We start from the raw sequence: 24,050 nt of genomic DNA on the forward strand, positions 1-24,050 counted from the left end.
AGAAGGTCCGCCGCGAGTTCCGCAGCCACGCGCCCCCTGCGCGGCGAGGACTGTCTGAGCGCCGGACCTTCTCGGCGGCCCGGCCGGAGGCGTCAGAAGTCGAAGGCGGCGGCGATATCGCAGGCGCAGACGAGGTCGGCGCGGGCGTCGGCGGGGGTGGGGTCGCGGTTCACGACCACCATCTCGTTGCCCTCGAAGTAGTCCACGAGGCCGGCCGCCGGGTACACCACGAGCGACGTGCCGCCGATGACGAGCAGGTCGGCCGCCGCGATCGCGCGCACGCTGGCGAGCAGCACCCGCTCGTCGAGCTGCTCGCCGTAGAGCACCACGTCGGGCTTCACGAGGCCGCCGCACCTCTCGCAGCGCGGCACGCCCTCGGTCGCCATGACCCACTCGGCGGAGTAGGTGGCCCCGCAGCGCCGGCAGACGTTGCGGTGCACCGAGCCGTGCAGCTCGTAGACCGTGCGCGAGCCGGCCGCCTGATGCAGGCCGTCGATGTTCTGCGTGACGACCGCAGCGAGGTGGCCCGTCGCCTCCAGCTCGGCGAGCTTCTCGTGGGCGCGGTTGGGGCGCGCGTCGAGGCAGATCATGCGCTCGCGGTAGAAGTCGTAGAACTCCTCGGTGTGCGCGACGAAGAAGTCGTGCCCGAGCATGGTCTCGGGCGGGTACTTGAAGCGCTGGTGGTAGAGGCCGTCGGCGCTGCGGAAGTCGGGGATGCCGCTCGCCGTGGAGACGCCCGCGCCGCCGAAGAACACGGCGCTTCTCGCCCCCTCGAAGCGCCTCGCGAGCTCGGCGGCCGCCTCGCGCGCATCCGTGATCGTTCGTCCCATGATCGCCCCTCCCCCGTCCGGTTCGGCCCCTCCATGGTAGCCCTGTCGCATGGAGTCTTTGGGCGCGCCGACTCGCGCCGGCGCCTTTTGGGCATATCTCATTTGTTATGTGCATCGCCGGGTCGGAAGGGGGCCGCATGGGGGAGATCGTGAGCAACGTGCGCGACTGTGCCCTCGTCTTCGAGGGCGGCGGGTACCGGGGGTGCTTCTCGGCCGGCATCTCCAACGTCCTGCTCGAGCAGGGCATCCACTTCGACTACGTGTGCGGCCTCTCGGCCGGGGCGAGCAACACCGTCAACTACCTCTCCCGCGACCAGTGGCGCGTGAAGCACTCCTTCATCCTGAGCGGGCGGGCCAAGCGGGCCGTCGGGCTGCCCTCGCTGCTGCACGGCGGGGGCTACTTCGACGCCGACTTCCTCTACGAGGGCGCCGCGCAGGACGGCACCTGGCCGTTTGACTGGGACACGTTCGTGGCCAACCCCGCGGGCCGCTGCATCCAGGCGTTCGAGCGCGACACGGGCCGCACCCTGCGCTTCCGTCGCGACGAGCTCACCCGCGACCCCGTGCGCATGATCGATCTGGTGCGTGCGAGCTCAACGCTGCCGGGGATGATGAAGCCGCTGCCCGTTGACGGGCGCGTCCTCATGGACGGCGGCCTCGGCGCGGGCGCGGGCATCCCCGTCAACATGGCCGAGGAGGACGGCTACGAGAAGTTCGTCTTCGTGGCCACGCGCCCGCGCGGCTATCGCAAGAAGCCGCCCACCAAGCGCGACCGCTCGCTCTACCTGGCCGTCTCGCGCGACCACCCCTATCTGCGCAACGCGCTGCTCACGCGCTGGGAGCGCTACAACGCCGAGCTCGACCGCGTGGAGGCGCTCGCCCGCGAGGGACGCTGCCTCGTCATCTATCCCGACGCCATGGACGTCACGAGCGGCACGGCCAGCCCGCGCAAGCAGGCGGCCGAGTACGAGGTGGGTCACGAGCAGGGCCTGCGCGAGCTGCCGCGCATTCGCGAGTTCGTCTTCGGGTCGGCCGACGGCGGCCCCGCCCCCACCGACGAGGGCACGGGCTACATCACGCTGGGATAGCGCGGGCGAGGGGCCCGCGCCCGGTAGCCCGGCTACAGCTCGATGGTCAGCTCCACGGGGCAGTGGTCGGAGCCGTAGACCTCGCTGAGAATCGAGGCGCCGGTCACGCGGTCGGCGATGTCATCGGACACCAGGAAGTAGTCGATGCGCCAGCCCGCGTTGTTCTTGCGCGCGTTGAAGCGGTAGCTCCACCAGCTGTAGGCGCCCGTGAGGCCGGGGTGGCGCGCGCGGAATGTGTCGGTGAAGCCGGCGTCGAGCAGACGCGTGAAGCTCTCGCGCTCCTCGTCCGAGAAGCCGGCGTTGCCGCGATTGGGACCGGGGTTCTTGAGGTCGATCTCGTTGTGGGCCACGTTGAAGTCGCCGCAGGTAACCACTGGCTTCTGGGCCGCCAGGCCCACCAGGAACTCGCGGTAGCACGCGTCCCAGGCCAGGCGCGTGTCGATGCGCGCTAGCTCGTTCTGCGCGTTGGGCGTGTAGACGTCCACGAACCAGTAGCCGGGGAACTCGAGCGCGCAGACGCGGCCCTCGTTGTCCGCCTCGGGCGCGCCGATGTGGTTGATTACCTGCAGCGGCTCCTCGCGGGAGAAGACGGCGGTGCCGGAGTAGCCCTTGCGCTCGGCGTAGCTCCAGGTCTGGTGGTAGCCGGGCAGGTCGAGCTCAATCTGGCCCTCCTGTAGCTTGGTCTCCTGGACGGCGAAGACATCAGCGTCGCAGGCGGCGACCACGTCGGTGAAGCTCGGGTCCTTCTTCATGACGGCGCGCAGGCCGTTGACGTTCCAAGAGACGAGGCGCAGCTCGCGAGCGTGCGACATGGGCGTTCCCTTCCTCGGCAAGAGCGGTCGGGCGGGCCATCGGGCCCGCGTCGGCATCATACGGGAGAAATCAGTGGTTTTTGGGCGCCAGGTCGAGCAGCGACTTGTTCCTCGGGGAGAAAAGCGCAGGTCATCAAATGGTATCGGCGAAGTAGTACTTGGGCGATCGCCAAAAATCCACTGATTTCCCGCCGCACGCGACGCGACCGCCCCTAGAACCTCGGCACCTCCAGGCCCGCGGCGTCCATCGCGGCGAGAAACGCCTCGGCCGAGCGCGTGGCGACGAGCTCCTGCGGGAAGCGGATCTCCTCGAGCAGCTCGAGCGCCGGCTCGACCGCGCCCACGTCGGTGCAGATGTGGGCGTCGCTGCTGACGACGATCTGGCAACCCAGCTCGGCGCAGGTCTCAGCGATCTTGCGGCAGCGGTCCCACGCCCCGCGGCGACGCCCGCCGATGCTGTGCGCGTTGATCTCGACGAGCAGGTGCCGACGCGCGGCCTCGCCCACGACCTCCGCCACGTCAAAGGGCACGTTGGCGCGCCCCGGGTGACCGAGCACGAGGACCTTGGACTGCTCCATCACCTTGAGGTACATGTCGGTGAGCTGGACGGTCGACGCCCCCTCGAGGAAGCCGCGGTAGTGAACGCTCGCGATCACGTAGTCGCACCCGGCGACCACGCGGTCGTAGAGCGTGGCCGTGGCGGGCGCGGCAGGGTTGGTGATGTCGGGCGCCACGGCCACGTCCTGGCCAAAGAGCCGGCCGTCGAGCGTGCGGATGTCCGCCTCGGCGCCGTGCAGCAGCCGCACGCCCTCCCAGGTGCGCGGCCAGACCGCCGTGTTGAGGAAGAACTGGTAGTCACGCAGGCTGGCCCGCCCGAGGTCCGCGCCCGGGAAGAGCATGTCGCTGAAGTGATCGGCGCAGCCCAGGAGCTCGAGTCCGGCGTCGCGCGCGGCAAGGACGTTCTCGCGCACCGTCGAGTACGCATGGCGCGAGAAGCTCGTGTGGGTGTGGACGTCGCAGCGGTTCTGAAGCATCAGGCCTCCTGGCGGTAGCTCGCGGCGAGCTGCTCCCACGCGGGCATCGAGTTCACGATGGTCTCGTGACTCACGCAGTAGCCCACGCGCACCCAGCCCGGGCAGCCGAACGAGTCGGACGGCACCGGCAGCAGCTCGAGCTCCTTGGCACGCTCGAAGAACCTCTCGGCATCCGGCTCGAGCGCCTTGACCCAGAGGTAGAACGCGCCCTCGGGCTCGATGAACTCGTAGCCCAGACGCAAGAGGCCCTCGGTCAGCGCCGCGCGGTTCTCGGCGTAGGCGGCCACGTCGCTCGGCACGTCCACGCAGTCGACGAGCACGCGCTGGAAGAGTGCCGGCGCGCAGACGAAGCCCAGCTTGCGGCCGGCCCCCGCCACGGCGAGCAGCAGGTCGTCGTGCTCGGGGTTGGTGGGCGGCACGAGCACCCAGCCGATGCGCTCGCCCGGCAGCGAGAGGCTCTTGGAGTAGCTGTAGCACACGATCGTGCGGTCGTAGACGCCCGGTACCCAGGGCACCTCAGCGCCGTAGGTGATCTCGCGGTAGGGCTCGTCGGCCACGAGGTAGATCGCGGTGCCCAGGCGCTCCTCGGCGTCGTGCAGGGCTGCGGCCAGCGCCGCGAGGTTCTCGCGGGAGTACACCGAGCCCACGGGGTTGTTGGGCGAGTTGATGACCACGGCCTTGGTGCGCTCGCTCACCGCGGCGGCCACGGCGTCCACGTCCACCTGGAAGGTGGCCGGGTCGGCCATGACCTCGACGCACGCGGCGCCCGCGGTCTCGATCCAGACGCGGTACTCCGGGAAGTACGGCGCGATCACGATGACCTCGTCGCCGGGGTTGACCACCGCGTTGAACGAGATGGACAGCGACGCGGCCGCGCCGCAGGTCAGATAGAGGTCGCCCGCCTGTGCGGCGTCGTCGCCGAAGCGGCGGCGCAGGCTCGCGGCCACGGCCTCGCGCGCGGCGGGCAGGCCGTTGGCGGGCGTGTAGCCGTGGAGCTGCGTGGCCGGCAGCGCCAGCGCGCGCTCGATGGAGGCGCGCACCTCGTCCGGCGCCGGGATCGACGGGTTGCCTAGGGAGAAGTCAAAGACGTTCTCGGCGCCGATCTGAGCCTTGCGCGCCCCGGCGTACGCCGAGATCTCGCGGATGGCCGACTTCTGCGCCCCGTAGGCGCGGCTCGTCTCGTTGATGGACATGCGTGCTCCTCCCTAGGCCTCGTCGGCCCCGTTGCCCCTCTCACCGGACGCGTACTCGTCCCAGCGGTCGTCGAGAAGGGCGTTGACGGCCTCGCCCTCCACGGTCTCGCGCTCGAGCAGCACGTGCGCCATCGTGTCCATCTGGGCGCGGCGCGCGTCGAGCACCGAGCGCGCCCGCGCGTGGCCCTCGCGCATGATGCGCTCGACCTCGTCGTCGATGCGCTTGGCGGTCTCGGCCGAGTAGTCCTGGTGGTTGGCGTAGTCGCGGCCGAGGAAGACCTCGTGCTGCGCCTCGCCGAAGACCTGCGCGCCCAGCTCCTCGCTCATGCCGTAGCGCGTGACCATCGTGCGCGCGAGCTTGGTGGCGCGCTCGAGGTCGTTGCTCGCGCCGGTGGTGACGTCGTCGCAGAAGAGCTCCTCGGCCGTGCGGCCGCCCAGCAGCACCGCGATCTGGTCGAGCATGCCGTCGCGCGTCTCGAGAAAGTGGTCCTCCTCGGGCACCTGCATGGTGTAGCCGAGCGCCTGGCCGCGGCTCACGATGCTGATCTTGTGGATGGGGTCGGAGTTCTCCAGAATGTGGCCCACCAGGGCGTGGCCGCTCTCGTGATAGGCGATCACGCGGCGCTCGCCCTCGGTGATGACGCGGCTCTTGCGCTCCGGGCCCGCCATCACGCGCTCCATGGCCTCCTCGACCTCGTCGGGGCCGATCTGGGGCAGATGGCGGCGCGCGGCGAGAAGGGCGGCCTCGTTCATGAGGTTGGCCAGGTCGGCGCCCGTGAAGCCCGGCGTCACCTTGGCAACGCGCGCGAGGTCGACCGCGTCCGAGACGGGCTTGCCCTGGGCGTGCACCGCGAGGATCTTCTCGCGGCCCGCCACGTCGGGGCGGTCCACCGTCACGCGCCGGTCGAAGCGGCCGGGGCGCAGAAGTGCCGGGTCGAGAATGTCGGGGCGGTTGGTGGCGGCGATCAGGATGACCGAGGAGTTGTCCTCGAAGCCGTCCATCTCAACGAGCAGCTGGTTGAGGGTTTGCTCGCGCTCGTCGTGCCCGCCGCCCAGACCGGCGCCGCGCTGGCGGCCCACCGCGTCGATCTCGTCGATGAAGACGATGCAGGGCGCGGCCTCCTTGGCCTGCTTGAACAGGTCGCGCACGCGCGAGGCGCCCACGCCCACGAACATCTCGACGAAGTCGGAGCCGCTGATCGAGAAGAACGGCACGCCCGCCTCGCCGGCCACCGCCTTGGCGAGCAGCGTCTTGCCCGTGCCCGGGGGGCCCACCAGCAGCACGCCGCGCGGGATGCGGGCGCCCATCTTGTGGTAGCGCTCGGGGTCGGTGAGGAAGTCCTTGATCTCCTGGAGCTCCTCGACCGCCTCGTCGATGCCCGCGACGTCGGCGAACGTCACCTTGGGACGCTCGCTCTCGGCGGTGCGCGCCTTGGTCTTGGCGAACGACATCGTCTTGTCCTGCTGGTTGGACATGCGGCTCATATAGAACACGAACACGCCCACCAGGAGCAGCGTGGGGACCACCGAGACCAGGATCGTCTCCATGAGGTCGTCGGAGCTCGTGTCGATGGTGTAGGTGACGTCGGGGTGCGCGGCCATGAGCTCGGCGAGCGAGTCGGAGCCCACGTAGACGCTCGTGTAGGGGGCGAGCGCGCCGTCACCGGTCTTCTCGTCGTCCGCGGTGCGCCAGTACGAGCCGCTCACGCTGCCGTCGGAGGTCCTGTAGGTGACGTCGTGCACACGGCCGTCCTCGACGGCGGTCACGAACTGGTTGGTGGGGAGCGTGTCGGAGGCCTGCCCGCGGTTGACGAAGGCCGAGCCCATCGAGTACGCCAGGTACACGACGATGACGACCACGAGCAGCGTCATCATGTTGTTGGGGCGCACGGGGCCGCCCGGGGTGCCGGTTCCGCCCGTCAGCGACGGGCGCCTGTTCTTCTCTGACACGCAGTCTCCTTGCTTGGTCCGGGCGCGGCGCCGGGGCTACTTCTCGTAGACCTCCGGCTTGAGCACGCCGATGTAGGGCAGGTTGCGGTAGCGCTCCGCGTAGTCGAGGCCGTAGCCCACGATGAACTCGTCGGGGACGTGCGCACCCACGTAGCGCGGCTTGACGGCCGGCGTGTTGCCGGGGACGTCCTTCACGAGGAACGCCGCGACCTCCACCGACGCGGGGCCGCGCGACTCCAGCAGCCGCACGAGGTAGGACAGGGTGAGGCCCGAGTCGAGGATGTCCTCGACGATAATGACGTCGCGGCCCTCGAGCTTGGTGTCGAGGTCCTTGACGATGCGGACTACGCCCGAGCTCTTGACGCCGTCGCCGTAGCTCGAGACGGCCATGAAGTCCACCGAGAGCGGGCACTCGATGGCGCGCATGAGGTCGGCCGTGAAGACCACCGCCCCGCGCAGGACGGCAACGATCAGCGGATTCCTGTCCTTGTAGTCGCGCGTGATCTGCGCGCCCACGCTCGCGACGATGTCGCGGATGTCGTCCTCGCTGAACAGGACCTTCTCGACGTCCGGGTGCAGTGCCTCCATAGCGCTTCCCTTCTGGGCTCCGGCCTGGCCGCCTCCGCGGCCCTTTTCCCAAGGATAGCGCAGCCGGGGCCGCCCGAAGCCGGGCGTCAGGGCCGGGGCGCGTCCAGGAGCGTGAGCTCGAGCTGGTGCGTCGTGGCGGGCACGCTGCGGGCGCGCTCGTCGGCCCGGATCGGAGCCACCCACACCACGGCGCCGGTGGGAGAGACGCGCACCACGGGCACGGACGCGCGGCGCTCCCGGGGGACGCGCGTCTCGCCGAGCAGGTCGGACACCTTCTTGGACTGCCCGTGCATGCCCAGCGGGCAGAGCACGTCGCCCGCGCGCGGGGCGTCCACCCAGAGCCGGCCGCCCCGGGCGGCGTCGACCCCGCACGCCTCGGCGTCGAGAAGGACCGAGGCCCCGTCCCACTCCAGCGCGTGCGCGCGGGCGCGGGCGGCCGGGTCAGTCCCGGGCTCGGAGGGCACAAGACGCGCCGAGAGCACGCGGCCGTCGGGCAGCTCGAGCCGGCCGGGCACCTCGAGCCAGCCCGCAAAGGGCGCCGGCGCCTCGCTGCGCCCGCGCACGCTCAAAAGGCCGTGCTCGACGCGTACCGTGGCCCCAAGCGGCACGTTGACCGCGCCCTCCCCCGCCGCGACGGCGCGCAGGACCGCCTCGACATGGCGGGCCTCGAGGCGCGCGGCGGGGCAGACGGCGAGCAGCGCCTGGCGCACCACCCGCCGCGCTACGGCGACGTCGAGCGCCGCGAGCCGGCCGGCGTCGAGCACCAGCAGCGCCTCGCCCGACCCGCGCGTGAGCTCGCGCAGGGCGCGCGCGGCCACCGAGGTGAGGTAGGCGTCCTCGTCAGAGAGGATGTCGCAGGTGGCGGCGAGGCTCGCGGTGACGCGCGGGTTTCTCGCCCGCACGACGGGCATCACCTCGTGGCGCACGTAGGAGCGCAGGTAGCGCGTGTCGGCGTTGGTGGCGTCCTCGCGCCAGACGATGCCGCGCATGCGCAGCAGGTCGCAGAGCTCGGCGTGGGTGCGGTCCAGCAGCGGCCGCACGATGCGGTTGCGGCGGCGCGGGATCGACGAGAGGCCCGAGGCGCCCGCGCCGCGGATGGCGTTCATGAAGAAGGTCTCGGCCCGGTCGTCGGCGGTGTGCGCCGTGAGGATGCGCGCCGCCGAGCGCGGGGTGCCGAGCTCGGCCGAGAGCTCGTTGGCCAGCCGCGCGGCCTCGGCGTAGCGCAGCTCGCGCCCGGCGTTCTCGACGTTGTCGCCCGCGCGGGCGGCCAGGGAGGCCACGTCGGCGCGCCGGATGGTGCAGGGGATGCCGTAGCGCGCCGCGAGGTCGCGCACGAACTCCTCGTCCTCCTCGGCGTCGAGGCCGCGCAGGCCGTGGTTGACGTGCAGCACGTGGAGGCGCTCGCGGGCGACGCGTGCCCGGCCGCGGCCGTCGTCGATGTCGAGCGCAGAGGTGGCGGCCAGCACGAGCAGCGCCGTGGAGTCGGCGCCGCCGGAGACCATGAGGATCACGGGCGCGCGAAGCGCTGGGTCCTCGCGCCCGCTCGGCCGCTCGAAGCGCGGCGCCGCGGCGGCGCCGTATCGGCGAGAGACGCTCGTCATGTGTCACCTCCAACGGCTACCCTGTACGTCGGCGCGACGGAGCGCCGCACCGAGAAGTGTACGACACCGAGGAGACACCCATGACGCCCGAGATTCACCTGCACGTGCTGGCCAGCGGCTCCAAGGGCAACGCGGCCGTGGTGGAGGGCCCCGCCGGCTCGGTGCTGGTGGACTGCGGCATCTCGCGGCGGGCGCTGCTCGGCCGCGCCGACGAGCTGGGCGTGGACATGGGCCGCGTGACGGCGGTGGTGCTCACCCACGAGCACTCCGACCACGTGGGCGGGCTCACCGTCTTCTGCAACCACTTCGAGGGGGAGCTCGTGGCCACGGCGGGCACCGTGGGCGCGCGCAGCTACCTCACCGGCCTTCCGTTCACGATCGTGGGGCACTCCGACGAGCTCGAGCTCGCGGGCATGCGCGTGCGGACGTTCCCCACCTCGCACGACGTGGCCGATCCCGTGGGCCTGCGCTTCTCGACCGCCGACGACGCGCTCGGGTTCTGCACGGACACCGGCGAGCTGGGCGCGGAGGCGCTCGACACCCTGCGCGGCGTGCGCATCCTGGCGCTCGAGTCCAACCACGACGAGCGCATGCTCGCCACGGGCCCCTACCCCGCCTACCTCAAGGCGCGCGTGGCGGGACCGACGGGCCACCTCTCCAACGCGCAGGCCGCCGCGGCGCTGGGCGAGCTCGTGGGCGAGGACACCGAGTGCGTGGTGGCCATGCACCTCTCGCAGGAGAACAACCGGCCAAGCATGTGCCTGCGCACGTTGGCCGAGGCCGTGGGCGCGGAGGTCGTGGCCGGCGAGGACGGCCGCGACGAGGCCCGCACGCGCGACGGGCGCCTCACGGTTTGCTGTGCCGCCCAGGACTGGCCGCTCACCGTGTGGTGACACGGGCGCCGCGGGCTTCTCGCCCCGCCGTCCCCCCTCTCAACCGCCGCCCTTCTCGCCCCGCCGTCCTTCTCGATCGGTCACCGGCAAATAACCCGCAAAAAATGATTTCATATTCATATAATTGCTGGATTAAGGTTTGTGAATGTCATTTTTTGCGGGTTAATTGGGAGAGGGGCGGCGAAAGGGCGAGAGGGACGACGCGGCGACGGCGCAGAGCGGAGGCGCGACGAGAGGCCCACACACAACAAAAAAGTGGGCCGGAGCCCGAAGGCCCCGGCCCGTTGGGAACCGCCCGTCGGCGAAGCTAGTCGATGGCGACCTTGGTGACGTTGCTCTTCTCCTGCTGCTTGGGGACGTTCACCGTGAGGATGCCGCCCTCGAGCTTGGCCGTGAGGCCCGAGACCGCCGCGTCCTTCAGGTAGACGCCGCGCGTGGCGCTCCACTCGCCGGTCTCCTTGTACAGGAAGTTCTTGCCCTTCTGCTCGTCGGACTCCTTCTTGTCGACGGAGATGGACAGACGACCCTCGTTGAGCTCGACGTCAATCTCGTCGCGCTTGACGCCCGGGAGCTCGGCGCTGACCACGTAGTGGTCGTCAGCATCCTCGACGTCCATCTTGAAGCCCGAGCCCGTGGAGCTCAGCGCCGCGAAGGGGGCGTCGAAGAAGCGGTCGATCTCGTCGAACGGCCAAGTGCGAAGCGCGCGCGTGTAACGATCGTAAGGAACCATGCCTGCCATGATGATCACTCCTCTGTGACGTGCGGGGCGTCTTTTTCATCGCCCCTGTTGCTCACTGTCATATGTTCCCGCCTCGCGGGATTCTATGCGGCAAAACGGATATTTTCTTAGCGTCACATACTCATCATATCTAAGTCTTATACGCTTAGATTTAAGGACGAGAGGGGCAGCGAGGCTCAAGGCTTTCTTACGTTTTGTATAGGCTCGAGCTCCCCGCGGGCCCTTCTCGGCCGGCTGCCGTATCATGGGACCACTGATGCTGAGAGCCTGGAGACCAGATGAGCGCCAGCAACGAGCCACAGCACGCCGGCGAGGGAACGCCGCGTCCCGCCCCCTACGTGCGGCAGCGCCCCGCGCACCGCAGCGTGGAGCCCATCGACGACCTCGCCGACGAGGACGCCGAGCCCGAGGTGGTGACGCACGAGTCCGGCTACACCGTGCGCGGCGGCGCGCTCTCGGGCGGGGCGTACCGTCGCTCCCGCGCGGGCGGCGAGCAGCTCAGGCGCGACCTCCACTACGGCCAGTACCTTGAGATTCCCAAGGGTCGGCGCGACATCTTCGCCTCGCGCGAGCGCAGGACGCGCATCAAGACCGCCGTCGCGCTCCTCGTGGTGCTGGCGGTGCTGGCGATCGTGGTCTTCGTGGTCTGGGAGTACATGCAGACCAACTGGGGCGCCACCAGCTAGCGCCCTGGCGCGCCCGATGGCCGCGCCGGCAACGCCCGGTCAGGCCCAGGGGTCGCGCTCGAAGAGCGGCTCCGGCTCGGGTCGGCGGTCCGAGTAGGGGTCGTAGCCGTCGTCGTCCTCGTTCTCCGCTCGGATGAACTCGTCGTTGGGTCGCGGCTCGCGCGTCTCGCGCCGCGGCCGCGCGCTCTTCTCGTCAGTCATGCCTACCTCGCAAACAGGTCCGCGGCGGCCACGTAGTCGCAGATGCTCCCGCCGTACGGGCTCAGGTCGATGCCGTCGAAGTGCGCCGTGGGCGCGGCCAGCGCCACCACGTGCGTGGAGTCCCCGCGACCCCCGATGACGACCGCCCACGTGCGGTCTCCCTGCGTGCCGTAGCCGCAGATGAAGTGCGCGTCGCTCGCGTCCGCGCCGTCGGGCAGGGTCACGTTGGCCTGCGTGCAGGTGTCGAGAAGCCCCTCGAGGCCGCAGGTGGCCATCACCGCGCGCACGCCCGCCTCGGTCTCGCTGGCGCCGCCCTCGGGCACGGAGCCCGAGGAGAACGCATAGCGCACCCCGCCGATCCCCGCACCGCTCGCGAGCACGTCGGCCGTGCCGGACCCCGCGGCCAGGGACGACTCGGGCTCGTTGGAGACCTGGAGGGTGTCGCCGCCCGGGCCCGCGTAGGTGACGCTCGCGTTGCCTCCCGAGGCGTAGATGCCGCTGCCGCTCACCGAGAAGCCCTGCTCGGAGAGGTAGGTCGCGATCTGCTGCGGGGTCGCGTCGAAGTAGGCGAGCAGGTCGGTGGGCGACGAGGGGAACGGCGTGGACACGCTCAGGGTCACGGTAGCGCCCGACTCCACGGTCGTTCCCGGCTCGGGATCGGTCGAGACCACGGTGTCCTTCTCGGCGTCCGACTCCACGTAGGCGACCTCGGCGGTCAGGCCCGCGGCCTCGATGGCGGAGCGGGCCTCGTCGGCGGACATGCCGCGCACGTCGGGCACCGCGAACGCCTGGGCAACGGTGAGCGTAACCTGGTCGGACGAGGTGAAGGTGGCGCCCTCGGCCGGGTCGACGGCGAGCACCGTGCCCGCCGGCTCGTCTGAGTTTCGGTAGCTCACGAGGACGTCCTCGGCCCCGGCGTCGTGCAGCGCGCTCGTGGCCTCGTCCACCGTCATGCCCACCACCTGCGGAATCGTGCGCTCCCCGGCCACCACGAGCGTGACGCCGGCGGACGGGTCGATGCGCGTGCCCTCGTCGGGCGTACAGTCGAGGACCACGCCGAGGTCGTCGTCGCTCGCGCGGTACTCAACCGTGACCGAGAAGCCCAGGGCCCGGAGGTCCTCCGTGGCCTCCTGCTCGCTGAGTCCCACGACCTCGGGGATCGTGCGACCGCCCCAGAGCTCGTGGTCGTAGGTGAGCCAGGCGACCCCGCCCGCGGCGGCGAGAAGCGCCACGACGAGCAGCGCGATCGCCCAGCGCGGCAGGCGCCGCTTGCGCTCGGGGAGGCTCTCGACCGGCGACGGGATGGCCACGACGGGCTGCGCCTCGGTGAGGTCGGCGGGCGCGACGGCCGGCGAGAAGTACGGGTCGTCGAGCGCGTCGATGCCGTCCGCGGCGTCGGGCGCGACCGTCGTGGGAGCGGCGCCCGCGGCGTCGTCGAGCGCGATGGTGGGCAGGGCGTCGGCGCTCGGGACGCGGCGCGCGGGCGCGGCGTCCGCGAGCTGGGTGGCGCCGGAGTCGGCGGGCGCCGCCACGGTGGCGTCCGGGTCGGCGGGCGCGCGCACCGTGGCGCCGGGGTCGGCGGGCGCGCGCACCGTGGCATCGGGGTCGGCGGGCATCGCGACCGTGCGGTCGTCCTTCTCGTCTGGCGCTGCCATGGCCCCTCCTCCACCGGCTGTTGAGTCGCCCTTATCGTAGCGCGACCGGCATGACAAAGGGGACGGAGGGTTGACAAACACCTCCGTCCCCTTTGTCCCACTTACTCGAGGGCGTCCGGCTCGAGGGGCTCGTCGTCGGACGCGTCCGACACGGCCTGGCCGCCAGCGCGAAGCCGCCCGGAGGCGGCGTCGTCGCGCGCGGCGAAGAGCCGGTCGTCGTCGCCCACGTCGACGCGCACCACGTCGCCCTCGCCGAGCTTGCCGTCGATGATGAGGTTGGCCACGTTGTCGACCACCTGGCGCTGGATGAGGCGCTTGAGCGGGCGCGCGCCGTAGACCGGGTCGAGCCCGTCGAGGGCGAGCGACTGCTTGGCGCTCGGCGTGAGCTCCAGCTGGATGCGGTCGCGCTCGAGGCGCTCGCGCACGTCCTTGAGCTGGATGTCCACGATCCGCTCGATGTCGGAGAGGCCGAGGGCGTGGAAGACCACCACGTCGTCGATGCGGTTGAGGAACTCCGGCTTGAAGGTCTGGCGCAGGGCGTTGTTGACCTCACGCTGCACCTCGTCCGGGTCGCTCGAGGCATTGACGCCGGCGATGAACTGCGAGCCCACGTTGGACGTCATGATGATGATCGTGTTCTTGAAGCTCACCACGCGTCCCTGGCCGTCGGTGAGGCGGCCGTCGTCGAGCACCTGAAGCAGGATGTTGAAGACGTCGGGGTGCGCCTTCTCCATCTCGTCGAGCAGGATCACGGAGTACGGGCGACGGCGCACGGCCTCGGTGAGCTGGCCGCCCTCGTCGTAGCCCACGTATCCCGGGGGCGCGCCGATGAGCCGCTGGACGCTGAACTTCTCCATGTACTCGGACATGTCGATGCGCACGAGCGCGCGCTCGTCATCGAAGAGGCACTCGGCGAGCGCCTTGGCGAGCTCGGTCTTGCCCACGCCGGTGGGCCCGAGGAAGAAGAAGCTGCCGATCGGGCGATCCGGGTCGGAGAGCCCCGCGCGGCTGCGGCGCACGGCGGCGGCCACGGCCGAGACGGCCTCGTCCTGGCCCACCACGCGCTTGTGCAGCTCGGCCTCGAGGTTCTTGAGCTTGTCCATCTCGCCCTGCATCATCTTGGACACGGGCACGCCCGTCCACGCCGAGACCACCTCGGCAATCTCCTCAGAGGTGACCTCCTCCTTGAGCAGCCCGCCGGCCTCCTGCTTCGCCGTGAGCGCGGCCTCGGCCTCGTCGTACTGGCGCTGCAGGTCGGGAATCGTGGCGTAGCGCAGCTCGGACGCGCGCGCGAGGTCGCCCTCGCGGGTCACGCGCTCCATCTCCACGCGCGCGTCCTCGATCTTGGACTTGAGGTCCTGCACGCGGTCGATGGCGCCCTTCTCGTTCTCCCAGTTGGCCTTCATGCCGTCGAGCTTCTCGCGTGTCGTGGCGATCTCGCCGCGCAGCGTGGCCAGGCGCTCCTTGGAGGCGTCGTCCTCCTCCTTCATGAGGGCCTGCTCCTCGATCTGCATCTGCGTGAGCTGGCGGTCCACGGCGTCGATGTCGGCCGGCATGGAGTCGAGCTCCATGCGCAGGCGGCTGGCCGCCTCGTCCACCAGGTCGATGGCCTTGTCCGGCAGGAACCGGTCGGAGATGTAGCGGTTGGAGAGGTCGGCGGCGCTGACCAGAGCGGAGTCGGTGATGCGCACGCGGTGGTGCTGCTCGTAGCGCTCCTTGAGGCCGCGCAGGATCGAGATCGTGTCCTCCACGGTGGGCTCCGAGACCATCACGGTCTGGAAGCGCCGCGCGAGCGCCGCGTCCTTCTCGATGTACTTGCGGTACTCGTCGAGCGTGGTGGCGCCGATGGCGTGCAGCTCGCCGCGGGCCAGGGCCGGCTTGAGGATGTTGCCGGCGTCCATGGACCCCTCGGTGGCGCCCGCGCCCACGATGGTGTGCAGCTCGTCGATGAACAGGATGATGCGCCCGTCGGACTTCTGGACCTCCTTGAGCACGGACTTCAGGCGGTCCTCGAACTCGCCGCGGTACTTGGCGCCCGCCACCAGCGCGGACATGTCGAGCTCGACGATGTCCTTGTCGCGCAGGGTGGACGGCACGTCGCCGTTGACGATGCGCTGGGCCAGGCCCTCCACGATGGCGGTCTTGCCCACGCCGGGCTCGCCGATGAGCACGGGGTTGTTCTTGGTGCGGCGGCTGAGCACCTGGATGGTGCGGCGGATCTCCTCCACGCGGCCGATGACCGGGTCAAGCTTGCCCTGGCGCGCGAGGTCGGTCACGTTGCGTCCGTACTTCTCGAGCGCCTCGAACTCGGGCTTGGAGTCCTGGCTGGTCACGCGCTCGTCGCCGCGCAGGGAGTTGTAAGCCTCCTCCACGCGCTTGCTCGTGACGCCGGCGGCCTTGAGGATGGAGCCGGCCTCGGTCTTGTCGTCCGCGAGCGCGCAGAGCAGGTGCTCGGAGGTGACGTAGGAGTCGCCGAGCTTGGTCGCGAGCTTCTCGGCGGCGTTGCCCACGCGCGTGGTGGCGTCGCCCATGCCGAGCTGCGCCGCATCGCCGCTGACCTGCGGCTGGCGCGCGATGGCCTCGTCGACCTGGCCCTCGATGACGGCCGGGTCGGCGCCCACGCGCTCGATGATCGCGCGCAGGTTCTGCTCGCCGGAGCTGAGCAGGGCCTTGAGCAGGTGCACGGGCATCAGCTGGCCCGCGTTGGCGTCCTGGGCGATGCCGACGGCCGCCTGGAGCGCCTCCTGGGCGGTGACCGCCCACTTGTCGAGTCTCATGGTTGCCCCCTTCTGGGATGGTGTTCTCTCATCAAGGATTGTTCCCCGGGAGCTGGGGCTTATACGCAAATCTAAGTGTCTACGTAATAGATTTTGTGAGGCGTCGGGTGAAACTTGCCGCCGCACCCCTCTCGGGCCTCGCCTTTTTCTCGGCCCCACTCTCTTCCCGGTCCCACTCTCTTCCCGGCAAACAACCCACAAAAAATGATTTCATAATCATATAATTGCAGGAAAGAAAAACGAGTTTGTCAGATTTTGCGGGTTAATCGAGCTAGCGGGAAGGGACGCGGAGTCGCGCACGGTGCGTGCCAGAAAACCGGGCCAATTGGGTGTTTGGACCCATCCACGTCTCCCGAGAGGCCCTTCTCGGCGAAAACCCCTTGCGACTGGGTGGCATGTTTGATGCTCTCGGCCCTTCTCGGCCACGTTTTGCCAGAAACCCGCATCGATTGGGCACCCTTGGAGTTCCCAGGCGACGTTGGATATCAAGGATGCCACCCAATCGCACGCGTGTCGCGCGCAGCCCGACACGCGTGAAACCTGGTCAACAAGAAAGCCCGCGAGCCGGCACCCGACCCCGCTCCTACGCTCCCCCGACGCTCCAGGTGTAGTGCTGGCGCACGACGTATACGTAGCGCTCGGGCATCACGTACTGGTAGTTGACGTAGATGGGCTCGCCCGTCGCCGTCGCCACGGTCTGGACCACCTTGAGAAGCGGACGGCCCTCATCGCAGTTGAGCAGGCGCGCGTGGTCGGAGTCGGCGCACGCCACCAAGAACTGGTCCGTGAAGATTGAGGGCTCAACGCCCGCGTGCTCGCGGACGAGCTTCAGCACGGAGGTCCCTTCGAGGTCCGCCCCGAGCAGGAAGTCGAACGCGCCCGATGGGAAGAAATCCACCTCGACGATGCAGGGTACGTCGTTAACCAGCCGCAAGCGCGTGAGCACCACCGAGCGCTCCGTAGCGTGATGCGCCCCCATCAGCTCAGCGACGTCGCCGGGAGTGTCCGCCAAACCCGTTGACACCACGACCGTCGAAGGCGTGGCACCCATCTTGCGGCAGTTCTCCGAGAAACTTCCGCTGCTGAAAAGGTTGTCCTGGTACGGACGTGACGTAACGAAGGTCCCCTTGCCCTGGCGCTTGAAGAGCGCGCCTTCGCTGACAAGCTGCTCAAGCACCTTGCGCACGGTCACGCGGCTCACATGGTGCGCCGCCATGAGCTCCGCCTCGCTCGGGAGCTTATCGCCCGGCCCGTACGTGCCGTCCGCGATCTGGCTCGCAATTGCCGAGTAGAGCTGCTCCTGAAGCGTAACGGGCGGGGTCGCCTGCGAGCCTCCTGTCATGGCTGTGCTCTCCTTCGGTTTGGGTGCGTCGGGCGTCCAGATGTGCTGGGGTATCGTTCGTCCCCTCTTATCCTACCGCTCGCCGGCTCCGTACTTCTGAACAAAATAAGATAATATAAGTTAAGTTAAGTCAAGAATCAGACGGGAGGCCTTATGGAACGACATGTCATTCTCGCCTCGCACGGCGGGCTCGCGGAGGGGGTACTCGACACGCTGCGCCTGATCATTGGCGACACGGGAGACGCCCGCGCCTGGGGCCTCAGGCCCGGCCACAGCGCCACCGAGCTCGTCGAAGAGATCTCCCCCGAGATAGCCGAGCACCCGCAGGACAGCTACATCCTGATAGCCGACCTCTACGGTGCGAGCGTCTTCACGGCACTCTGCCAGCTCCTCTCCTATCCCAACGTCAAGCTCCTCACGGGGCTCAACGCCGCACTCGCGATCTCAGCGCTCACGGAGGGAGGCGACGCCCCAGACACCGAGAATCCCCAGGCATGGGTCGCGCACGGCAAGGCGGACGTACGCCACGTCACCGTGACCGACCTCACCGACAGTGCAGCCGACCAGGATGACGACTTTTAGCCGTAGGTCCGCCACATGGCGTAGAGAAGAGCAAGGAGGACAGATGGAACGATCGGACGGCATACTCTCGCTGTTCCCCAAGCCCAAGCCGATCATCGGCATGCTTCACCTCAAGGGCGAGGCGGACGGAACCGTCATGGAGCGCCTCAAGCGCGAGGTTGACCTCTATGTCGAGAACGGCGTGGACGGCGTGATTGTGGAGGGCTACTTCGGCACGTACCCGAGCATGGTCAAGGGTCTCGAGTACGTCCGCGAGGCGCAGCTCCCCATCCCCTACGGCGTCAACTGCCTGCACGTGGACGCCATGGGCTTTGAGCTGGCCATGGACTACGATGCGGCGTTCCTCCAGCTCGACAGCGTGGTCGGGCATCTGAAGCCGCGTGACGAGGCCTCCGAGGCCGCCTTCCTCGATCTCTATCGCTCGCGCTACCGGGGCAAGGTCATGGGCGGCGTGCGCTTCAAGTACATGCCGGTCAAGTCGGTCAACACCGTCGAGGAGGACCTCGTCGTTGCAAAGGGCCGCTGCGACGCCGTGTGCGTGACCCAGGACGCGACCGGCCAGGAGACCTCAATCGACAAGATCAAGCAGTTCCGCGGCGCACTCGGCGACTTCCCGCTGTTCGTGGCCGCGGGCCTGACCCCCGAGAACGTTGCCCCAAGCTTTGCCTATGCCGACGGCGCCATTGTGGGGAGCTACTTCAAGGACACCTACCAGGACACCGGCGATGTCTGCGCGGAGCACGTGCGCGCGATGATGCGGGCGGTCGAGGCCGTGAGGAGTGAGCTGCATGATTAAGATGACCCGTGTCGACCACCGACTCCTCCACGGACAGGTCGCCTTCACGTGGATCAAGTTCACCGGGTCCGACTGCATACTCATCGCCAACGACGCCGTTGCCAGAGACGAGCTGCGCATGGCTGCGCTCAGGCTCGCGAAGCCCGAGGGAGCCAAGCTCGTCATCAAGAGCGTGGCCGACTCCGCCAAGGCAATCAACAGCGGCGTGACTGACAGGTACAACCTCTTCGTCATCACCGAGAACATACACGACGCCTGCCGGCTCGCCAAGGCGACCGACGCCATCACGCAGGTCAACGTCGGCGGCGTTAAGGCCGAGGAGGGCAAGCGCAAGATCTCCGACGCCGTCTACGTCTCGGACGACGAGGCCAACGAGTTGCGCGAGCTCGCGGCACAGGGCAGGCAGGTGTTCTCGCAGATGACGCCCAACGACCAACCGCACGACATCATCGAGCTTCTCGGCTAGAAGGAGACAACGAGATGCAAACCCTTGGACTCTTCATCGTATCCTGCCTGGGATACAGCAACGGCAACCTCGCGAGCTGCCTGCTCAAGCGACCCATCATCCTTTCGGCTCTCACCGGACTGGTGCTCGGCGACGTCTACCAGGGATGCACGATCGGCGCGACCCTTGAGCTGGTGTTCCTGGGCGCCATGGCCATCGGTGCCAGCAACCCGCCAGACATGGCGTCGGGCACGATCATCGGCACCGCTTACGTCATCATCGACGGTGCCGATGTTGCGACCGCTGTGACGCTGGCCGTCTCGATCTCCATGATCATGAGCTTCATCAGCAACTTCTTCATGGCGGTCGTGGGCCCGATGCTCGCCGCCAAGGCTGACAGATGCGCGCAGAACTGTGACGGGCGCGGTATCGACCTGATTCACCTCGGCTTTGCCATCGGACAGACCCTCGTCATGGGCGCCATCTGCACCGCGGGCTACTACGCCGGCTCCGCCGTCATCCAGGTGGTCGTCGACAGCATCCCCGCGTGGGTCACCGATGGCCTCAACTACGCCATGGGCATCATGCCCGCCATCGGCTTTGCGATCCTCACCCGCATGATCGCCGACAAGAAGACTGCGTGCTTCCTCTTCCTCGGCTTCATCCTCGTGGCCTATCTGAACATGAACCTCGTGGGCGTCGCCCTGGCGGGCCTCATCATGGCCGCAATCCTCGTTCTCAACGTCCAGCAGGCGCCGTCCACCTCCCCCGAGGCGGAGACCGACGCCGATGACAACGAATTCTAAGGAGGCCGTCATGAACACGACCGCGACTATCCCTGCGCAGACGGACGCCGAATCCGGCAAGAGGCTCAGCAAGAAGGACCTCCGCTCCATCTTCTGGCGCTCATGCATGCTCGACGGCTCCTGGAACTACGAGCGCCAGCAGCACCTGGCCTACTCCTTCTCGATGACCCCCGTCATCAAGAAGCTCTACGAGCCCGGCTCGGACAAGCAGCGCCGCGCCTACGAGCGCAGCCTCGACTTCATGGCCGTGACGCCACAGCTCTCCACCTTCCTCATGGGCATCGACGCCGCCATGGAGGAGGAAGAGGCTGCCAGCGACGACTTTGACGGCCAGGCCATCGCCTCGGTGAAGACCTCTCTCATGGGTCCGCTCGCCGGCATTGGCGACTCGCTGATTGCCAGCACCTGGCGCATCATCGCCACGAGCATCGCCATCGGCTTCTCCCAGCAGGGCAGCGTACTCGGGCCGATCTTGCTCCTTCTCATCTTCAATATCCCAGCGTTTGTCATCCGCTGGTTCGGGCTGAAGTTTGGCTATCAGTACGGCGCGAGCTTCATCACCAAGGCGGCCAAGAGCGGCGTCATGGAGAAGATTTCCTACGCGGCCGCCATCGTGGGTCTCATGGCCATAGGCGGCATGGTCGCCAGCTACGTCACCTTTGATGTCTCAACCGTGATGATCGGGGCGGGTGACTTCGCCGAGCCGCTGAGCACCTACCTCGACATGGTCATGCCGTGTATGCTGCCGCTGCTCGTCTTTGGCTTCATGTACTGGATCCTGGGCAAGAAGATCAAGACCACGACGGTTCTCATCTGGACCATCGTCGTATGCATCGCGGCCTGCGGGATTCTCTCGCTGTTCTAGGGGCACGACGCGCGAGGCCATATGGGCCGGGACCGGGCACTTCTGTCGAGAAGACCGCCCGGTCCCGGCCCATCATCAGCCCAAATAACCCGCAGAAAATGATTTCATAATCATATAATTGCAGGAAAGAAAAACTGATTTGTCAGATTTTGTGGGTTATTTTGGGGGCGAAAGGCCCGGGACGAGAAGGGCGCTCGAGGGGCACGGGGCGCCGCTAGGCGTCCTTCTCGTCGTCGGAGCCGTTGCCGAGCAGCAGCCGGCGCATGACCTGCTCCGGGCTGCCGGCGCTGTCGTAGCGCGCGAGCGCCGTGATCTTCTCGCGCATCTTGAACTCGTGCACCTCGTCCTCGAGCTCGCGCACGCGGGCGCGCAGCTCGTCGATCTCGCTCTCGCGCTCGAGCATCCGCTCGCGCATGTCGAGGATGCGCACCACGCCGGCGAGGTTGATGCCCTCGTCGGTGAGCTTGGAGATGAGGTTGAGCCGCTCGATGTCGGCCTGCGAGTACAGGCGCGTGTTGCCGCGCGAGCGCCCCGGCGTCACGAGCCCCTTCTGCTCGTAGACGCGCAGGGTCTGCGGGTGCATGCCCGTGAGCTCGGCGGCCACGCTGATCATGTAGAGGGGCTTGTCGCGGTCGCGGTCCCTCCCGCGCCCGGTGGACTCCCTATCGCTTCGCGCCATAGCGCTCGACCTCCTCGCGGTACGGTCGCTCGTCGGCCTCGGCGAGCGTCTGGAGCGCCTCGCGCTCCCGCTTGCTGAGCATCGTGGGCACCTTCACCCGCACGGTCACGTACAGCGCGCCGCGCGAGCCCTTGCGCTTGACGTTGGGCGCCCCCAGGTCGCGGAAGCGGAAGGTCTTGCCGTCCTGCGTGCCGGCCGGCACCTTCAGGCGCACCTCGGTCCCGTCGGGCGTGGGCACGTCCACGGTGGCCCCGAGCGCGGCCTCGTAGATGCTGATCGGCAGCTCCATGCGCACGTCGGCGCCGTCGCGCTTGAAGACGGGGTGCTCGGCCACGTGCGTGGTGATCACGAGGTCGCCGCGGTCGCCGCCGTTGGTGCCGTACTCGCCGCGCCCGCGGTAGCGGAGCTTGCCGCCGTCCACCGCGCCGGCCGGAATCTTGATCGTGAGGGTCTGCTCCTCGCCGGTGGAGGGCACGCGGTAGGTGGCCCGGCGCGTGGCGCCGCGGAAGGCCTCCTCGGCGCTCACGTCCACCGACATCGTGAGGTCGCTGCCCTTGGTGGGGCGGTTGGACGCCGCGCGGCCGGCCGCCCCGCCGAAGATCGACGAGAAGTCAAAGCCGCCGAACGCGCCGTCGCCGTTGCGCATTCCGTTGAGGATATCGGACCAGTCGCCGCCCACGTTGGTGGTGTAGGTGTAGCGGCCGCGCCCGCCCGAGCCGCCGAAGTCCGCGCCCGGGATGCCGCCGAACATGAGCATCTGATCGTACTCCCGGCGCTTCTGCGGGTCGGACAGCGTGGTGTATGCCTCGCTGATCTCCTTGAACTTCTGCTCGTCGCCGCCTGCGTCGGGGTGGTACTTCGCCGCGAGCTTGCGGAACGCCCGCTTGATCTCGTCATCGGAAGCGTCGCGCTTCACGCCCAGAACGTCGTAGTAGCTCTTCTTGCCTGCCATGGCCTCTGCACGAGCCCCCTCTCAGAAAGTCGCGCCCGAACCGCTTGGCCCGGGCGCGTCGTTACTTCGTCTGCTCCGCCGCCTCTTCGGGCGCGCCCTTCTCGGCGTCCGCGCCCTCATCGGCGGGCGCCTCGTCGGCGGGGCGCTTGGGCCCGCCGTAGGTCACCGTCACCATGGCGGTGCGGATGACCTTGTCACCCATCCTGTAGCCCTTCTGGTAGACCTGGGCCACGGTCTCGTCGTAGGCGTCCGTGTCCTCCACGCGGCCGACGGCCTGGTGGCTCAGCGGCTCGAACGGCTGGCCGGTGGGGTCGATCGGCTCCACGCCCTCCTTGGCGAGAACCGCGAGCATCTTGGCGTGCACCGCGGAGACGCCCTCGACGAACTGCTGCATCTGGGTGTCCGCCGACTCGGTGGCGCCCGCGTGGTCCAGCGCGCGCTCCAGGTCGTCGATCACCGGCAGCAGGTCGCACACGAGCTTCTCGGCGGCGCGCTCGCGCTCGGCCACGCGCTCGGCGGCGGTGCGCCGGCGGTAGTTGTCCCAGTCGGCCTGCAGACGCACGAGGCGGTCCTTGGCGTCGGCGGCCTCCTTCTTGGCCCCCTCGATCTGGTCCTCCACGGCGGCGAGCTTCTTCTGGAGCTCGTCGCGCTCGGCGCGGATCTTGCCGGCGTCGGCGGCCAGCTCCTTCTCGGCCGCCTCCTCGCCGGCGCGGATGGCCGCCTCCACGCGGGCGCGCTCCTCCTCGGGGGTCAGCTCGTCGCCCTCGCCGGTCGCGTCGGCATCGTCGGAGACCTCGGGCTCGTCCGCGCCCTCCTGGGCCTCGACCTCGTCCGGCTCCACGGCCGTCGCCTCGTCGTCCCTCTCGTCCTCAACCTCTATGGGCACCTTCACGTCACCCTCCTTGAGCGGTCTCGGGGAGGCGGCCCGAGCGGGCCGCCTCCGGATCGTCTATCTGCGGGAGAAGCCCCGCGCGCTAGTTGTTCTTGTCGTCGTCGACGACCTCGTAGTCGGCGTCCACCACGTCGTCGGAGCCGCCCTGGGCGCCGGCGTCGGAGCCGTTGCCCGCAGTCGCGTCCTGCGTGGAGGAGTAGACGACCTCGGCGAGCTTGTGGCCAACCTCCTGGAGCTTGTCGCCGGCGGCGCGGATGGCGTCGACGTCGGTGCCGTCCAGGGCCTTCTTGGCCTCAGCCACGGCATCCTCGGCCTCCTTCTTCTGGTCGGCCGGGACCTTGTCGCCCAGGTCCTTGAGGGTTTGCTCGGTGGAGTAGGCCAGGCTGTCGACCTGGTTGCGGACCTCGATCTCGTCCTTGTGCTTCTTGTCCTCCTCGGCGTGGGCCTCGGCGTCCTTGACCATGCGGTCGACCTCGTCGTCAGAGAGGGCGGTGGAGCCGGAGATGGTGATCTGCTGCTCGCGGCCCGTGGCCTTGTCCTTGGCCGTGACCTTCACGATGCCGTTGGCGTCGATGTCGAAGGTGACCTCGATCTGCGGCACGCCGCGGCGCGCGGCCGGGATGCCGGTGAGCTGGAACTTGCCG

At 68.9% G+C, this 24,050-nt stretch carries 24 protein-coding genes; 8 read left to right on the plus strand and 16 right to left on the minus strand.

The annotated features are described in order from the left end of the window. Positions 1–92: 92 nt before the first annotated feature. Positions 93–830, minus strand: a complete 738-nt coding sequence (locus tag ACWTSU_RS06475; RefSeq protein ID WP_455139049.1) for an NAD-dependent protein deacylase — start codon at positions 828–830, stop codon at positions 93–95. Between the two features lie 137 nt (positions 831–967). On the opposite strand from ACWTSU_RS06475, the gene ACWTSU_RS06480 reads away from it, so the two are divergent. Continuing rightward, entirely contained in the window at positions 968–1,918 is a 951-nt protein-coding gene (locus ACWTSU_RS06480; RefSeq protein ID WP_455139050.1) for a patatin-like phospholipase family protein, read from the plus strand. Between the two features lie 32 nt (positions 1,919–1,950). Here the strand turns inward: ACWTSU_RS06480 and ACWTSU_RS06485 are convergent, their stop codons facing one another. The 6 genes from ACWTSU_RS06485 to tilS all read right to left on the minus strand — a co-directional run bounded on the left by ACWTSU_RS06485 (position 1,951) and on the right by tilS (position 9,096). Further along, the gene (locus tag ACWTSU_RS06485) at positions 1,951–2,730 is read right to left on the minus strand and encodes an exodeoxyribonuclease III (RefSeq protein WP_455139051.1); all 780 of its coding nucleotides are present in this window, start codon (positions 2,728–2,730) and stop codon (positions 1,951–1,953) included. A 212-nt stretch (positions 2,731–2,942) separates the two neighbouring features. Then, positions 2,943–3,764 carry a phosphatase gene (locus ACWTSU_RS06490; protein WP_455139052.1) on the minus strand — a complete coding sequence of 274 codons (822 nt, stop codon included), beginning with the start codon at positions 3,762–3,764 and terminating at the stop codon, positions 2,943–2,945. Continuing rightward, a complete protein-coding gene (locus tag ACWTSU_RS06495; protein ID WP_455139053.1) occupies positions 3,764–4,957 on the minus strand; it encodes a pyridoxal phosphate-dependent aminotransferase in 1,194 nt (397 codons plus the stop codon). Before ACWTSU_RS06495 ends, ACWTSU_RS06490 begins: the two co-directional genes overlap by 1 nt. A 12-nt stretch (positions 4,958–4,969) precedes the next feature. Then, positions 4,970–6,907, minus strand: a complete 1,938-nt coding sequence (gene ftsH, locus ACWTSU_RS06500) for an ATP-dependent zinc metalloprotease FtsH (RefSeq protein ID WP_455139054.1) — start codon at positions 6,905–6,907, stop codon at positions 4,970–4,972. 36 nt (positions 6,908–6,943) lie between these two features. Further along, positions 6,944–7,495: a hypoxanthine phosphoribosyltransferase gene (gene hpt, locus ACWTSU_RS06505; RefSeq protein WP_455139055.1), complete on the minus strand. Its 552-nt coding sequence runs from the start codon at positions 7,493–7,495 to the stop codon at positions 6,944–6,946. Positions 7,496–7,581: 86 nt separating this feature from the next. Continuing rightward, positions 7,582–9,096: a tRNA lysidine(34) synthetase TilS gene (gene tilS / locus ACWTSU_RS06510; protein ID WP_455139056.1), complete on the minus strand. Its 1,515-nt coding sequence runs from the start codon at positions 9,094–9,096 to the stop codon at positions 7,582–7,584. An 80-nt stretch (positions 9,097–9,176) separates the two neighbouring features. Between tilS and ACWTSU_RS06515 the strand changes: the two genes are divergently transcribed. After that, complete coding sequence (locus tag ACWTSU_RS06515) at positions 9,177–9,989, plus strand: MBL fold metallo-hydrolase (protein ID WP_455139057.1); 813 nt, start codon at positions 9,177–9,179, stop codon at positions 9,987–9,989. 307 nt (positions 9,990–10,296) lie between these two features. Here ACWTSU_RS06515 and ACWTSU_RS06520 read toward each other — a convergent pair whose 3' ends face one another. Continuing rightward, the gene (locus tag ACWTSU_RS06520; protein WP_455139058.1) at positions 10,297–10,728 is read right to left on the minus strand and encodes an Hsp20/alpha crystallin family protein; all 432 of its coding nucleotides are present in this window, start codon (positions 10,726–10,728) and stop codon (positions 10,297–10,299) included. A 278-nt stretch (positions 10,729–11,006) separates the two neighbouring features. Between ACWTSU_RS06520 and ACWTSU_RS06525 the strand changes: the two genes are divergently transcribed. Then, a complete protein-coding gene (locus ACWTSU_RS06525; protein ID WP_455139059.1) occupies positions 11,007–11,414 on the plus strand; it encodes a hypothetical protein in 408 nt (135 codons plus the stop codon). Between the two features lie 39 nt (positions 11,415–11,453). Here the strand turns inward: ACWTSU_RS06525 and ACWTSU_RS06530 are convergent, their stop codons facing one another. The 4 genes from ACWTSU_RS06530 to ACWTSU_RS06545 form a co-directional block, all read right to left on the minus strand. Continuing rightward, positions 11,454–11,615, minus strand: coding sequence for a hypothetical protein (locus ACWTSU_RS06530; RefSeq protein ID WP_455139060.1), 162 nt, complete (start codon positions 11,613–11,615; stop codon positions 11,454–11,456). A 2-nt stretch (positions 11,616–11,617) separates the two neighbouring features. Then, a complete protein-coding gene (locus ACWTSU_RS06535; RefSeq protein WP_455139061.1) occupies positions 11,618–13,270 on the minus strand; it encodes a PASTA domain-containing protein in 1,653 nt (550 codons plus the stop codon). 101 nt (positions 13,271–13,371) lie between these two features. Continuing rightward, entirely contained in the window at positions 13,372–16,047 is a 2,676-nt protein-coding gene (clpB, locus tag ACWTSU_RS06540; RefSeq protein WP_455139062.1) for an ATP-dependent chaperone ClpB, read from the minus strand. A 583-nt stretch (positions 16,048–16,630) separates the two neighbouring features. Then, positions 16,631–17,389 (minus strand): GntR family transcriptional regulator, encoded by a 759-nt coding sequence (locus tag ACWTSU_RS06545; protein WP_455139063.1) that lies wholly within the window; start codon positions 17,387–17,389, stop codon positions 16,631–16,633. Between the two features lie 153 nt (positions 17,390–17,542). Between ACWTSU_RS06545 and ACWTSU_RS06550 the strand changes: the two genes are divergently transcribed. Genes ACWTSU_RS06550 through ACWTSU_RS06570 form a run of 5 tightly spaced genes read left to right on the plus strand, consistent with a single transcriptional unit; the run spans position 17,543 to position 20,883 of the window. Further along, the gene (locus ACWTSU_RS06550) at positions 17,543–17,971 is read left to right on the plus strand and encodes a PTS sugar transporter subunit IIA (RefSeq protein ID WP_455139064.1); all 429 of its coding nucleotides are present in this window, start codon (positions 17,543–17,545) and stop codon (positions 17,969–17,971) included. A 43-nt stretch (positions 17,972–18,014) separates the two neighbouring features. After that, positions 18,015–18,767 carry a BtpA/SgcQ family protein gene (locus ACWTSU_RS06555; RefSeq protein ID WP_455139065.1) on the plus strand — a complete coding sequence of 251 codons (753 nt, stop codon included), beginning with the start codon at positions 18,015–18,017 and terminating at the stop codon, positions 18,765–18,767. After that, positions 18,760–19,233: a PTS sugar transporter subunit IIB gene (locus ACWTSU_RS06560; RefSeq protein WP_455139066.1), complete on the plus strand. Its 474-nt coding sequence runs from the start codon at positions 18,760–18,762 to the stop codon at positions 19,231–19,233. Before ACWTSU_RS06555 ends, ACWTSU_RS06560 begins: the two co-directional genes overlap by 8 nt. 14 nt (positions 19,234–19,247) lie before the next feature. Then, positions 19,248–20,018 (plus strand): PTS mannose/fructose/sorbose/N-acetylgalactosamine transporter subunit IIC, encoded by a 771-nt coding sequence (locus ACWTSU_RS06565; RefSeq protein ID WP_455139067.1) that lies wholly within the window; start codon positions 19,248–19,250, stop codon positions 20,016–20,018. Positions 20,019–20,028: 10 nt separating this feature from the next. Further along, a complete protein-coding gene (locus tag ACWTSU_RS06570) occupies positions 20,029–20,883 on the plus strand; it encodes a PTS system mannose/fructose/sorbose family transporter subunit IID (protein ID WP_455139068.1) in 855 nt (284 codons plus the stop codon). 214 nt (positions 20,884–21,097) lie between these two features. Here the strand turns inward: ACWTSU_RS06570 and ACWTSU_RS06575 are convergent, their stop codons facing one another. The 4 genes from ACWTSU_RS06575 to ACWTSU_RS06590 form a co-directional block, all read right to left on the minus strand. Further along, positions 21,098–21,562 carry a heat shock protein transcriptional repressor HspR gene (locus ACWTSU_RS06575; RefSeq protein WP_455139069.1) on the minus strand — a complete coding sequence of 155 codons (465 nt, stop codon included), beginning with the start codon at positions 21,560–21,562 and terminating at the stop codon, positions 21,098–21,100. Then, on the minus strand, positions 21,546–22,514 hold the full coding sequence (locus ACWTSU_RS06580) for a DnaJ C-terminal domain-containing protein (protein WP_455139070.1): 969 nt from the start codon (positions 22,512–22,514) through the stop codon (positions 21,546–21,548). The genes ACWTSU_RS06575 and ACWTSU_RS06580 overlap by 17 nt, the downstream gene beginning before the upstream one ends. A gap of 61 nt (positions 22,515–22,575) precedes the next feature. After that, a complete protein-coding gene (gene grpE / locus ACWTSU_RS06585) occupies positions 22,576–23,406 on the minus strand; it encodes a nucleotide exchange factor GrpE (RefSeq protein WP_455139071.1) in 831 nt (276 codons plus the stop codon). An 82-nt stretch (positions 23,407–23,488) separates the two neighbouring features. After that, positions 23,489–24,050 (minus strand): Hsp70 family protein (locus tag ACWTSU_RS06590; RefSeq protein ID WP_455139072.1); only part of this gene is annotated, 562 nt, incomplete at its 5' end.

The organism is Thermophilibacter sp., from assembly GCF_966187215.1.